Origin of the sequence: Anaerospora hongkongensis (genome assembly GCF_004339805.1) — a bacterium.
Classification (GTDB): Bacteria; Bacillota; Negativicutes; order Sporomusales; family DSM-15969; genus Anaerospora; species Anaerospora hongkongensis.
The window spans coordinates 17,221-30,240 of the sequence record NZ_SLUI01000025.1; the positions used below are offsets into that span (position 1 = coordinate 17,221).

Annotated in this window: 14 protein-coding genes; 5 read left to right on the top strand and 9 right to left on the bottom strand. The window is 46.3% G+C overall.

Annotated elements, in window-relative coordinates; all coding sequences use genetic code 11:
• Window positions 1–16 precede the first annotated feature (16 nt).
• Both EV210_RS21825 and EV210_RS21830 read right to left on the bottom strand, forming a co-directional pair.
• Entirely contained in the window at window positions 17–409 is a 393-nt protein-coding gene (locus EV210_RS21825) for a hypothetical protein (protein ID WP_132083638.1), read from the bottom strand.
• A gap of 75 nt (window positions 410–484) precedes the next feature.
• Window positions 485–1,069: a DJ-1/PfpI family protein gene (locus tag EV210_RS21830; protein WP_243650673.1), complete on the bottom strand. Its 585-nt coding sequence runs from the start codon at window positions 1,067–1,069 to the stop codon at window positions 485–487.
• 97 nt (window positions 1,070–1,166) lie between these two features.
• Between EV210_RS21830 and EV210_RS21835 the strand changes: the two genes are divergently transcribed.
• Window positions 1,167–1,586 (top strand): EamA family transporter, encoded by a 420-nt coding sequence (locus EV210_RS21835; RefSeq protein ID WP_132083640.1) that lies wholly within the window; start codon window positions 1,167–1,169, stop codon window positions 1,584–1,586.
• On the opposite strand, the gene EV210_RS21840 is transcribed toward EV210_RS21835, so the two are convergent.
• On the bottom strand, window positions 1,573–2,241 hold the full coding sequence (locus EV210_RS21840) for a uracil-DNA glycosylase (protein WP_243650674.1): 669 nt from the start codon (window positions 2,239–2,241) through the stop codon (window positions 1,573–1,575). The two genes, EV210_RS21835 and EV210_RS21840, sit on opposite strands and share 14 nt — an antisense overlap.
• A 245-nt stretch (window positions 2,242–2,486) precedes the next feature.
• Between EV210_RS21840 and EV210_RS21845 the strand changes: the two genes are divergently transcribed.
• Both EV210_RS21845 and EV210_RS21850 read left to right on the top strand, forming a co-directional pair.
• Entirely contained in the window at window positions 2,487–3,599 is a 1,113-nt protein-coding gene (locus tag EV210_RS21845; protein WP_132083642.1) for an HD-GYP domain-containing protein, read from the top strand.
• A gap of 45 nt (window positions 3,600–3,644) precedes the next feature.
• A complete protein-coding gene (locus tag EV210_RS21850; RefSeq protein WP_132083644.1) occupies window positions 3,645–4,193 on the top strand; it encodes a gamma carbonic anhydrase family protein in 549 nt (182 codons plus the stop codon).
• 71 nt (window positions 4,194–4,264) lie between these two features.
• Here EV210_RS21850 and EV210_RS21855 read toward each other — a convergent pair whose 3' ends face one another.
• Window positions 4,265–4,492, bottom strand: coding sequence for a DUF1653 domain-containing protein (locus EV210_RS21855; RefSeq protein ID WP_132083646.1), 228 nt, complete (start codon window positions 4,490–4,492; stop codon window positions 4,265–4,267).
• Between the two features lie 188 nt (window positions 4,493–4,680).
• Between EV210_RS21855 and EV210_RS21860 the strand changes: the two genes are divergently transcribed.
• Window positions 4,681–6,450 carry a SulP family inorganic anion transporter gene (locus EV210_RS21860; RefSeq protein WP_243650675.1) on the top strand — a complete coding sequence of 590 codons (1,770 nt, stop codon included), beginning with the start codon at window positions 4,681–4,683 and terminating at the stop codon, window positions 6,448–6,450.
• A gap of 15 nt (window positions 6,451–6,465) precedes the next feature.
• On the opposite strand, the gene EV210_RS21865 is transcribed toward EV210_RS21860, so the two are convergent.
• The 4 genes from EV210_RS21865 to EV210_RS21880 all read right to left on the bottom strand — a co-directional run bounded on the left by EV210_RS21865 (window position 6,466) and on the right by EV210_RS21880 (window position 9,624).
• On the bottom strand, window positions 6,466–7,077 hold the full coding sequence (locus EV210_RS21865; protein ID WP_132083648.1) for a hypothetical protein: 612 nt from the start codon (window positions 7,075–7,077) through the stop codon (window positions 6,466–6,468).
• A gap of 72 nt (window positions 7,078–7,149) precedes the next feature.
• Window positions 7,150–7,365 carry a KTSC domain-containing protein gene (locus EV210_RS21870; RefSeq protein WP_165898994.1) on the bottom strand — a complete coding sequence of 72 codons (216 nt, stop codon included), beginning with the start codon at window positions 7,363–7,365 and terminating at the stop codon, window positions 7,150–7,152.
• 178 nt (window positions 7,366–7,543) lie between these two features.
• Window positions 7,544–8,746 (bottom strand): isocitrate dehydrogenase (NADP(+)), encoded by a 1,203-nt coding sequence (icd, locus tag EV210_RS21875; RefSeq protein ID WP_132083652.1) that lies wholly within the window; start codon window positions 8,744–8,746, stop codon window positions 7,544–7,546.
• 203 nt (window positions 8,747–8,949) lie between these two features.
• Window positions 8,950–9,624, bottom strand: coding sequence for a GntR family transcriptional regulator (locus EV210_RS21880; RefSeq protein WP_132083654.1), 675 nt, complete (start codon window positions 9,622–9,624; stop codon window positions 8,950–8,952).
• A 177-nt stretch (window positions 9,625–9,801) separates the two neighbouring features.
• On the opposite strand from EV210_RS21880, the gene EV210_RS21885 reads away from it, so the two are divergent.
• Window positions 9,802–11,145, top strand: a complete 1,344-nt coding sequence (locus EV210_RS21885) for a hemolysin family protein (RefSeq protein ID WP_243650676.1) — start codon at window positions 9,802–9,804, stop codon at window positions 11,143–11,145.
• 173 nt (window positions 11,146–11,318) lie between these two features.
• On the opposite strand, the gene EV210_RS21890 is transcribed toward EV210_RS21885, so the two are convergent.
• The gene (locus EV210_RS21890) at window positions 11,319–12,920 is read right to left on the bottom strand and encodes an IS1182 family transposase (RefSeq protein WP_132083602.1); all 1,602 of its coding nucleotides are present in this window, start codon (window positions 12,918–12,920) and stop codon (window positions 11,319–11,321) included.
• Window positions 12,921–13,020 lie beyond the last annotated feature (100 nt).

Genomic DNA, 13,020 nt, shown 5'->3' on the forward strand with positions numbered 1-13,020 from the left:
TTATTTTATCTATTAGTTAACGCCTGCGCCGCACATCAATCACATAATAATGACTGCTGCTGAAACGGTCATACACACCTGCCCAAAAGCCGATAAAACAGCCCGCGCCAATGACCAGCCCGATAATGAGATAACCGTGCCACAAGGGGTCCTCTGTATAATGATCTGCTTTCAGCATAATGCCAACGGTCGAACCAATAGCTGCATATTGCTGCTCAAGCATTTGGACAGTGTTAAGGGATTGGTCGGTAATATTGTCACCGGCAATCACCGAGTAACTGGCAGTACCCGCCCATAATACAAAGAGCACCACCAGCAAAAGTGGAATACCAAGCAATTCTGCCCTTGCCTGTTTCTTCTTCACTTTATACAAAGACGGCATCAGCATGACCGGCACTGTCCGCATCATAAGCAACCCACTCCTCAATGTATCATGAGTATCGTTGCTTAACAATATGCCGTTAGGCCATGCTTTAGAACCTGCTTAGTCGTCCAAACCCCAGTTATATTCAATACGCCGTGCCACGTCCCGGGCAATCAAGCGGCCAAAAAGCAGTTGTAGCACATGAAATCCCAGCTCCAGGCCGGAACTTACACCACCGCCGGTAATCACCTTGCCATCTTGGACTACTTTTTGGTTTACAACGGTCACATCGGGAAAAGCTGCCAGCTCAGCAAAGGCTGTGTGATACGTAGTTGCCTGTTTGCCGCTAAGCAGACCGGCCTCTGCCAGCAAAAATGCGCCTGTACAGACAGAGCAGGTATACAAGCTGCCTTCATGCTGACGTTTGATAAACTCCAGCAAGACAGGATTCTTGGCAGCCGGTTTACGGCCCTGCCCGCCGGGTATCACCAGGATATCCAGCTGCGGGCATTCAGCTGTCGTCTGATCCGGCAAAACCCTCAGGCCATTGAAACACTTTACTGGCTCCAGCGATTCGGCAATGATCTTGAGCTCCACACTGGCCGGGATCAATTTATTTACATAACTTAGCACCTCAAACGGTCCGGCAAAATCCAATTCCTCCACTTCAGGAAAGAGCAGTACGCCAATGGTTATCATATTCATCCTTCTTTCCCATTATCCCAATACTAGTTTATTGGGTTATTTTTTATATTCTTTTTACATAGTTTTACTATGCAGTTCGAGAGAAGGGGACTTCCAAATGGTTTTTTTCTATGCTCTGGTCGGTGCCTTTTGTTTGGGGCTAGCCCCTTTATTCGGTAAATCGGCGCTAAGCAATGTCAATCCCATTACGGCCTTTGCCTTGCGTACCATTATTGCGGCAGCACTGGTAACAGCCTGGTTTGTCAGTACCCGCGGCGTCCACGAGTTCACCCTGCTGCCAGTATCGTTTTGGGTAGTAATCACGATTGAAGCTATTCTTGCTGCTCTTCTTGGCGATCTTGCTTACTTCTATGCTTTAAAGCAGGGTAATATCAACGAAGTCGCGCTGATAATGGCCTGTGCGCCACTCATTACCATTGCCCTCAGCTATTTCTGGCTAGGCGAGTTCGTAAGTAAAAATCAGCTGGTCGGCGCGTTGTTTATTACCATAGGCTTAGTGTTTATCAGTTGGGATTGATTGAGCGCTGTCTTTTTCTTTCACTGTACATTTCGAGCAAATTCGCCGGGTTCGGTGCTTTCAATACATACCCAGGCATAAGTTCAGCACACTTTTCTACAGCTGCCTTCAAATCATAATAAACTTCCCACTTGGCTTTAACCAGATCCTGGCCGGTAAGTCGCAGCAGATAAGCCGGGTGATAGGTGGCAATAGCAGGTACTTCGTACTTCGTATCAAACCAGCGTCCCCGGTCTTTGGTAATGCGGCCATTATCGCCATACAAATACTTTAATGCGACGCTGCCCAGAGCCACAATCACCTTGGGGCGGACAAGGGCAATCTCTTCGTCCAGCCAGTGCCCGGCGCAGAACCGGCCTTCGTCCACCGTCGGTGTCCGGTTCCCTTTAGGTCTGCATTTCACTATGTTTGTAGTGTAAATAAGATCCCGGGTAATGCCGACACTCCACAAAGCCTTGTCGAGCAGCTGGCCCGATGGTCCGACAAGCGGCACACCGTATTCATCCTCGACGCCGCCTGGTCCTTCACCGACAATCATCAAAGGACTGGCTGTTACGCCATTATAGGAAGTCGGCCCCCTGTTGCCTTCCCGGCGCAGGGCGCACTGCTGGCAAAGCGCTAACGCAGTCTCCAGATCTGACATATTGTTATACAAGCTATCACCTCATAAATTGCCTTGCGGCAGTTTAAATCATTATAATTATTGAGCGAACAGATCCATACAACATCTCTTTAAAGAAATGTTTAAATAGATTCCGTGCTGAGCAGCAAACTCCTGCTTACAACTTACCAAGTGCGATTCTGGGACGTTTTTAGCGCCATCTGGGTCTTTGGTCGCCTGTTTTGACGTTTTCTGTTATGCTATAATACAAAGATGTATGATTAATTGGAGTGAAGGAAATGCAAAAGCTATCAGTCAAGCTGCTGGAGCCAGGTATGCAGACACATGGCCGGGTACTTTCAGCTGACGGCGCCGTCTTGCTGGGCAGCGAAGTTACCCTTAGCGCCAGCTACATAAAAGGCGTGAAACGGCTGGGTGTATCCGCCATATTTGTCCAAAATTCAATTCTTGACCGGGTTGGCCTGCAATACGAAGAAACACTCTCTGAAGATACCAAGGTTCAGGCAGTCACCATCATCAAAGATTGTTTTACTGAAGCTAAAGCGGGCAGGATGCTGGATGTTTATAAAATTTCCACGCTGGCCAAAACCATTATTGAATCGGTTAAACACAATCAGTTAATCCGCCTTGATAACAGCTTCACACCTGACAATTACCTGTATATACACTGTGTGAATGTTGCTGCTCTCGTTACAGTTATTGCCCATGATCTGGGCTTTAGTGAAAAGCGCCTGCATGAATTAGTGATGGGCGCATTGCTGCATGACATTGGGATTGCCATTATGGACCAGGAAAAGGACTTTGCCTTTCAGGAGAACGACATGGAGCATCCCAGTGCTGGTTTTGAATATGTCCGTAAATTACGGAGCTATTCTACCGTATCCTCCCATATTGTCTATCAGCATCACGAATGCTTTGACGGCAGCGGCTATCCCCGCGGCCTGCAGCAGAAGGCAATTCATGAATATGCACGAATTACAGCTATTGCCGATACCTACGATTTGTTGACCAGCGACTGGTCAGGCAAACAGCCGCTTTTACCGCATGAAGCTTATGAGGCTCTTATGTCCATGAGCTTACATGCTTTTGATAAAGAAATTACGGATCTATTCTTAGCTAAGCTTCCCTTATATCCGGTGGGCACGTTTGTTAAGCTGGATACCGGCCATATCGGAGTCGTAACTGAGGCCCGCCCCAAGCTGCAATCCCGGCCAACAGTCGCTATTGTCCGCGACGGCAATGGTACATTTTTTGAACAGCATCAAACTATCGATCTCACAGAGCTGTTGACAACTTTTATCACCTACGTGCTAACGGATAAAGAAGTAGTCGAACTGACGAAAGAATATGATGCCTTCTTTTTGGACAAGCCCGGCTTGGCCAACGATTAGCTCATATGGTAAACTATAGCTACTTACGCGAAAGACGGTGATTTCATGTTAATTGAATTTAGAGGCCGCCTCCCGGAAGTGGACCCAAAAACATTTATAGCCGATGGAGCCAAAGTCATCGGCAACGTAATCATGAAGGAATACAGCAGTGTCTGGTTTAATTCGACCCTCCGCGGCGATGGCGCAACCATCGATATTGGCCGCTATACCAATATTCAGGATAACAGTATTGTCCATCTTGATGTTGGCAGACCCTGCTCAATCGGCGATTATGTTACGGTCGGTCATAACGCCATTATTCATGGCTGCATCGTAGAAGATCATTGTCTCATCGGCATGGGCGCAGTTATCTTAAATAATGCCCGTGTTGGCCGCGGCAGTATTATTGCTGCCGGCTCGCTTGTAAAAGAAAATATGATTATCCCGCCTCATTCCTTAGTAGCCGGAGTACCGGCTAAAGTGCTGCGTCACATCCCGGAAAAGTGGGACAGCATTCATGCCCAGGCTGTTAAATACAAAACACTGTGGTCCGAACGCTACGGGATTCTGCCCGACGCTGGCGGCGAACGGTATAACGGTGAAGAAATCGTATAACAGCAAAGTCCTTATCTCACAAAGGAGATAAGGACTTTGCTGTTATCACTATACCTATTCATACATTTCGGTTATTTATCCTGATTCACAATTACTGGTGCAAAGCGGGCGACTGGCTGATTGTCTACCATGACCGTCTCGATAAACATTTTTTTCGGACGCACCCATAATCCATATTCGCCATATAAGGCCCGGTACACCACCATTGCTTCCAAAGTCTCACTATGAACAGCCTCACCAATCACTTCATAGTCCTTTCCTTTATAATGGCGGTATCGCCCGGGAGAAATTTTTTCCATTTCAGCTACTCCTTATCCTGTTTCTGGTATCGTCTCTACCATTTAAATTCTAGCACGAGCTGAAAGGGAGTTAAATGAATTTTCGAATGATTTTTTCTTCCTTGCATTTCTCCTCTGCAGCCCCGCGAATGTCCAATTTTAATGTATAATGTATTCTATATGAGTTTCCTGTTAGAAAGGAGTCGTCCATGCATATTCCACGGTCCGTTTCAGTGCCGCTTAAACGGTTCTCCACCTATTACCGTCTGCGGAAAGATACAATCGCCGGCGTTACTGTCGGTATTATTGCCATTCCTTTAGGATTAGCCTTTGCCATCGCTTCCGGTGTGAAGCCCGAGTACGGCATTTATACAACCATTATTGCTGCCATTTTAGTGGCCATCTTCGGCGGCAGCCGTTACCAGGTAACAGGGCCAACCGGTGCCTTTATCCCGGTGCTGTTGTCGATTGTCCTGACTCATGGTTATGAAGATTTGCTGATTGCCGGTTTCTTAGCTGGCATTATGCTGGTTTTGATGGGTATTTTCAAGCTGGGTTCCCTTATTAAGTATATTCCCCGCCCTGTTACAATTGGCTTTACGGCTGGCATTGCCGTAAATATTTTTGCCACTCAGATACCTGCATTTCTTGGTTTAACCGGCCTGGAAAGACATGAATCCTTCCTGGCGAACATGCATGAAATCGTGCTGCATATCAGCAGTATGAATGCCTATAGCATTTTGACCGCATTCTTGTGTCTCGTCATTATCCTTGTTACACCCCGCCGTTTTCCGAAGATTCCCGGTGCCTTAATCGGCATCATTATCTCCGGCGCAACTGCCTATTTGTTGTTCCCCGGTCAGGTGAGCACCATCGGCTCTGCGTTCGGCGGCATTCCCACCAACCTGCCCACGCCTCATGTGCCGGAAATTACTGTTGACAAAATTGCTGAGCTGCTTCGTCCCGCCTTTGCAATTGCCACGCTGGGTGCCATTGAATCGCTGCTGTCGGCAGTTGTCGCCGACGGTATGACCGGACAGCGCCACAATAGCAATAAAGAATTAATTGGCCAGGGGATTGCCAATCTAGTAGTTCCCCTGTTTGGCGGCATTCCCGCCACTGGGGCGATTGCCCGGACAGCGACCAATATCAAAAGCGGTGCTGTGTCTCCCTTATCCATCATTATTTCTGCCGTTTTCGTGCTGTTTACCATGCTGTTTTTGGCGCCGCTTGCCGCGCACATCCCGCTGGCCTCCATGGCAGCGATCCTGATGGTCGTATCCTATAACATGAGTGAACATAAGCACTTTCACGAAATCCTGAAGACTCATTCAAATGATGCCAAAATATTAATTGCTACCTTTCTCTTTACCGTATTTTCTAACCTTACCACAGCCATTGAAGTCGGCCTGCTGCTATCGGTCGTGATGTTTACCAAGCGGATGAGCGATATCATGGTCGTCAACAAAGTACTGCCTGATGAAACCGATCATTTTGAAGCGATAACTACCCAGGAAGCCTTGGGAATTCATGACTGCCGTCAAGTGAGTATCTTCAATATTGAAGGACCGCTGTTCTTCGGAGCTGCTCAGACGTTTTCCCAAACGGTTATGGACATTATTGACTATACTCCCAAAGTGCTGATCTTAAGAATGAGCAAAGTTCCCTTTATGGATCTCACCGGCGAAAACCGGCTGCGCAGCATTATTGAGCAATTTATGAAACGCGGCGGCATTATCTTTATCTCAGGCTTAAATTCCCAACCCGAAAAGATCTTGCGTTCCACCGGTCTCTACGATCAAATCGGTGCTGACCGCATGTTCCGGCACACGAGTGAAGCGATCAGCCAAGCCTTTCTCTATGTGGATCTTAAGGCTTGTACCAAATGCGACAGCTGGGTCTTTAAAGAATGTCCCCACATGAATCAGCAGCAAGAAAACACAAAATTCCAATCTACCAAAAGCGAAGAGACCGCATAGCAGCGGTCTCTTTTGCTATTGCACAATATATTGCTGTTCGGCAGCGGACTGTTCAAAGCGTATCGTTTTGGCAGTATGCCGCCAGCCCTCTGGAACTACCGAACCACGAATCACAGTTCCCGCTTGCACATAGGGATAAAAGGAGCCGTAGAAGGAAAGCCTCACTATCTCTCCCGGCTCTACCGGTAAATCCAGGTTGGTAAATCCAATGATCATTTGATTGGTTTCTCCGGCTAACTTACTGCGCTGCACCAGCCGGTAAACATTTGCTTCATAATATTGCTGTGTAATTGTTCCCTGCTTCTGGCGTTTCACACATAGCCAGATCTTATCTGTATTTTGTGCCGACATCTGAGCAGCCTGCCAGCTCCGGCGGGGCAGATTATGCGCCTCAACGGCTATTTCTAAGGATTGTACTATAATTGCAGTATCTTTGGCAATCAGCTGGCTGCTGAAAAAACAGAAGTGCGTTAACTGCTCCCGGTCAACCCGGCTGCTATACGGCACCTGGCTGCCTTCGGGCACAATTAATAACTTTCCTGCCGGTAGACTGTCGGCCCCTGCTCCCAGCACAGCCACAGGCAGCATCAATAGAACACCCACAAGAACTAAAACAAGCCTTTTCATAAAAAAACCACCTCTGCTATGAGTATTGACAGTTTCCTGTCGCTGTCATACTGCAAGGTGGCGTTTTCCTAATCATACAGTAAGCATTTTTACCGCCTGATAATTGGGTTTAATCTGCTTCTCAATATAATTATCCGGTAACTCTGCCAGTAACAGCCCTTCATATACTGCTAAGGGCACCTTCTGATACCGATAGGTACCGCGATTTAAAAAATGAATATCCAGCTCCTGCTTGACAGAATCATAACGAATAGAGCGTATGCTAACGGATTGCAAAACTTTATCCACGCAAATCACCTCTAATTAAATTTCCGTTTTTCGTTCCGCAAGTCTGTTCTTCCTGCTCCCCCCTCCGCTAAGCTATTGACATATACATTCTCTAAATACCAAATTCTTCCTTCCAAAAAAAATAATTCTCACAGCTTGGCTGTCATAAGCTGTGAGAATTATTTCCCGGGAATGCTGTTTATAGATTGGCGATAATAGCAGCGGCAAACTGAGAAGTGCTGAGTTCTTCAGCCCCCTCAATTCCCCGGGCCAAATCATATGTTACCGTTTTTTGCTGAATTGTTTTTGTCAGTGCAGTAGTAACTGCCTCAGCTGCCTCATGCCAGTGCATATAGCGCAGCATCATTACGGCAGACAAAATTACTGAACCGGGATTTACCTTATCCAGCCCTGCGTATTTGGGAGCATTGCCGTGAGTCGCTTCAAAAATAGCAACACCATCCCCGACGTTAGCGCCTGGAGCCATTCCCAGGCCACCCACCTGAGCAGCAATTGCATCCGATAAATAATCGCCGTTTAAATTGGGACAGACTAGTATGTCATAATCACCGCTGCGCAGCAGAATCTGCTGAAACATATTATCGGCAATCCGGTCATTAATTAATATTTTTCCGGCAGGCAGCGGCTTGCCCGCCAGTTCTTCTTCTGTAATTACAATGTGGCCAAATTCACTTTTTGCCAATTGATAACACCACGTTTTAAAAGCACCTTCCGTATACTTCATGATATTTCCTTTATGGACAATGGTTACGATGCGCCGGCCATTTTCCTCGGCATATTGAAGCGCTTTGCGCATAATCCGTTCAGTGCCTTCTTTACTGAGAAATTTAATACCGATGCCAGCTCCCTCCGGTATCCGGCAATTCATTTCTTGATTCAGGTAATTCGTAACCTTTACTGCTTCACCACTATCGGACGGCCACTCAATCCCGGCATAAACATCTTCAATATTTTCCCGGAATATAACGATGTCAACCAAGTCGGGACGAACCACAGGACTGGGTGTACCTGGCACCCATTTTACCGGTCGGATGCAAGCATACAAATTAAGTTCCTTGCGCAACGTAACATTAATGCTGCGGAAGCCGCCGCCAATCGGCGTTCCTAGCGGTCCTTTTATAGCGACCACACATTCTTTAATAGCGGTGAGAGTCTCATTTGGCAGGTAACTGCCGGTTTCCTGATACGCCCTCTCGCCTGCCAGGACCGGAAGCCAGTCAATTCTTCGGGTTCCGTTGTATACTTTGGCAATAGCAGCGTCTATGACACTGCTAGCTGCAGCCCAAATTTCCGGCCCGGTGCCGTCTCCTTCAATGCAGGGTATTACAGGATGATCCGGTACGCGTATGCTACCGTTGTGCAGCTTTATTTTTTCACTCATTTCTTTTCTCCAATCATTGTTTAATTGACTAGTTGATTAAAATCAGTCTCTTGGGTGCGCTATCCCTTTCGTATTACAATATCCTTTCTCTCCCTCTTTTATCTGTTTATATTTTTAAATGGTATACGGTATACCATTTAAAAAAAGGTAAACACCTTGCTCTCTACTTGCCTAAATTGAAAGCTTGCCACAGACATTCTCACTCAATTTTGATTGACTTTTTTCATTAACTCATTGCGCGAATTATCGATATGCTGGCAAATGAGCATTTCTGCCCGTTCCATATCCCGGTCAATGACGGCTTGCAAAATTTCTTTATGCTCCCGCGCGGCAGTTTGGCGACGGGGCAGACTTGATAAATTAATTTTACGGTAACGCTGAAGCGATTCTTTTAACGTCGACAAGAAAGACTTTAACAGCGGCATATGGGCCGCATTAATGAGAACGTCATCAAACTCATGTAAACCATAATAGGCGGTCTGAGCGTTGCTGCCATTCTCCAGCTGTTCCAACTGTTCAACAATTCCCCGCAATTCGTTAATCTGCGCGGGGGTTATATTGTGAATAGCACTGCGAATCGCCAGACATTCCAGGGATTTTCGGATACTATAAATTTCTTCAATTTCCTGTAGATTAAAACCACGCACAATAACTCCCTTGCGCGGCAAATATTCGATAAAGCCTTCTGTTTCCAGCTTACGCAATGCTTCCCTTACAGGAGTCCTGCTGGCATTGAATCTGCTGGCAATATCCCGTTCCACCAGCCGCTGGCCCGGTTTAATCAAGCCATCGAGAATAGCCTGACGGATATGATCATAAATAATTTCGCGAATTGGTTTGATATTGGTTATCCCTTCAGGAACGAAAAGCTCTTCCATGATTCCTCCATACAAGTGCCAGTATTTATTTGGATACGGTATACCAAAACATATTTGTTTATTTCTCTTTTTATGATCATTATCCTGTTTACTCGCAGCTCCTTACATAAGCTAAATTTAAAATACCAGCATTTTTCTGTTTTCTCTTTGGGTATGCTATAATACTGACATAGGAGCGTGAGAAAAATCTTGGATTCTGAGTCTAGTATATTTGAAATTGGTATTATCTTTGCCCTGATCATTGCTAATGGTCTTTTTTCTATGACGGAAATGGCAATTGTGTCCTCCAGGAAATCCCGCCTGGAAAAAAAGGCCGATGAGGGTGATAAGGGTGCGCGCGTTGCTTTAGAGTTAGCGGAAGATCCCAATCAAATGCTATCTACCATTCAAATTGGTATTACTTTAATCGGTATTCTTACCGGTACTTTTGGTGGAGCAAACTTAGCAGGGGTCTTAGCAGAACAGTTAAATGCTTTTGCTTTTTTAGCCCCCTACAGCTACAGTATTAGTTTATTTTTTGTCATTTCGGCAATAACCTATTTTACACTGATTATTGGTGAACTTGTTCCTAAGCGGCTGGCGATGAATAATCCTGAGCCCATAGCCTCCGTCATGGCTGTGCCAATGCGGACTTTCGCCAAATTGTCATTGCCTATTGTTGCCTTTCTAAGTGCATCAACTAATGCCGTATTGCGGTTTGCCGGTATTAAACAGACGGAAGAGCCGCCAGTCACAGAGGATGAAATTAAAATTCTGCTGGAACAGGGTGCAGAAGCAGGTACATTCGAAAAAGAAGAGCCTGAATTAGTGGACCGGATTTTCCGGCTGGCAGATCTGAGGGCAGGGGCAGTAATGACCCCCAGGACGCAAATGCAATGGCTTGATCTCGAACAGCCGGCGGAAAGCCTGCTGCAAATCATTACCGAAAGCAGCCATTCCCGCTTTCCCGTTGCTCGCGGCAGCTTAGACAATTTTATCGGTATGGTCTATACCAACGATATACTGGCAGATCATCTGCGCGGCAAAAAGCTTGATGTGGAAAAGGCCATCCGTATACCTGTATATATTCCGGAATCTATGAAGATTATGAAGGTATTGGAGATCTTAAAATCAGCGGTTACTCATGAAGCGATTGTGCTTGATGAATATGGCGGAATTGAAGGGTTCATTACCCTCCACGATATACTGGAAGAAATCCTGGGTGTTATGCCCATGGGATTGGAAGAAATTGAAGAATCCCGAATTATTAAGCGGGATGACAACTCTTGGCTGGTTGACGGCTTAGTCGGGATTGAAGAATTTAAGGATCATTTTGATATTGACGAGCTGCCCGGGGAAGATAAGGAGCTATTCAAAACAGTAGGCGGCTTTGTCACTTACTATTTTGGTTATATACCGGCTGCTGCCGAGCAGTTCACCTGGGATGTTTTCCAGTTTGAAATCCTCGATATGGACCGGGTCCGTGTCGACAAAGTTTTAGTAACGAAAAAAGATACTGATGCAAATGCAGATTTTTGGTAAGCAAAGGGGCTGTCGCAAAATGCTTTTTGAAAAAAAGCGTTTTGTGGCAGCCTTCTTTGCTTGAGCAGATAAAATATAGGCGAAAAAGAATAAAAAAAGAAGCTCATCTTCCGTTTATGCCATAGCAAAACAGAGGAAGCCTCTTCCCCAACAAAAAAGTCTATCTGTAATTATCAGCCTGCTTTGGGAGTATGCAAGTAAGTTCCACAGCGACCTCTTTGGATTTTGTTGTGGAGTTTGTTTAGGTTATACCCCATACACAGCAATAGAAATTCGGTTTGCACCTTGGTGCTCCCTCTCATAAGAAAACGTCGGAAGCCCCTATCTTCTTTCAGTACTCCGAAAGCTCCCTCCACTTGAATCGAGCGGTTCACGCGTAACAAAATACCTTCTTTACTTTGGATTCGTTCCTGCATTTCTTGGCGCTGCCGGAGAAACGTTTTCGACACATGCAAATTTTTGATCCTCTGTTCCAGCGGCTTTTTGCTTGCTCCTTTGATGCATTGCTCTTTATGCCGGCAGCCTGCACACTCTGTGCAAGTGTATACCGTTGTTGTGATGGCATACCCGGCCTTTGATCGAGTCTTTTTTTCATACGCTGCCTGGATGAGGTGCCCCTCATGGCAGAGGTAGCTGTCACTTTCGGCATCGTATGCCAGATTCTCTCTTTTGCCAATGTCACTTTTGTACTTGCGGGTTTTGCTTGCCTCATAATTCCCCGGTTTGATGAAGGCTGTTTGCCCATTTTCTTCGCACCAGGTATAATTCTCTTCACTTTCAAATCCAGCATCGGCTACCGGCTTGGTATACCCTAGTCCCTGAAGCTTCTTTAGCATGGGGATCAAAGTCTGGCTGTCGCTTCGCTCCTGTGTAATGCTTGCAGCTACAATATATTCGGCATCCACTGCCAAGGTAGCATTGTAGCCTGGTTTTAACTGTCCATTTTTCATATGGTCTTCTTTCATCCGCATAAAGGTGGCATCCCGGTCCGTTTTTGAAAAGCTGTTTCGTTCCCCGAAGCTGTGGTTGTAGTCGTCATAACTCTTCTGTCGGACCAGGTAGTGTTCCACCATTTCAACCGCCCGCTGCAGTTCGCTTTTCCGCTGCCCTTTGCCGTGAACAAAGGCAATCTGTTGTTGGATTTGCAGCGTCTTTAGCCGTTTGCGCAGCTTCTTCAAGTTTTTGGCCTTGATCGTTGAACCGATGGAAAAACGCAGCCCCAATTTTGCTGCCAATGTCGGCAGTTCTTCTTTCATTTTAGCTTGCATCTTTTGCTCCTGGGTTTGTGTCGCCTTCTTCCAGACAAACGTGTACCGGTTGGCATTAGCCTCTAGTTTGGTACCGTCGATAAATACGCTCGACAGTGATAGTTCGCCTGCAGCAGCCAACTGCTCGACAAGCTGAGCAAACAGGTCATCGAGTACTTCCGTTAGTCGTTCACTTCGAAACCGGGCGATGGTGGCGTGATCGGGTGCTTTTTCTCGCCCTAACAAATACATGAAGTTAACGTCCCGACGACAAGACTGTTCCAGCTTGCGGCTGGAATAGATGCCGTTCATGTACCCATAAACAAGAACTTTAAATAGACGCTTCGGTGATCTCTCGATTCTCCCCATTCGGGAGTACGTAGTGTTCAGTTTGCTATAATCCAGCCTTTCTAACACTGCGCTGAGTAACCGTACCGAGTCATCTGCCGGGATCATCTCGCCGATGTCCATCGGCAAGACCAGTTGATATATAGTTGTGTCTGTTATATAATTTTCTTGTATTTTCATGTTCTGACAAACTTGATTTTACAACAAAAAAATGGCTCCCGGCTACTGCCGGTGCCATTTTTTTGTTTTCAGAACTATCTTAGTGCGACAGCCCCTTTTT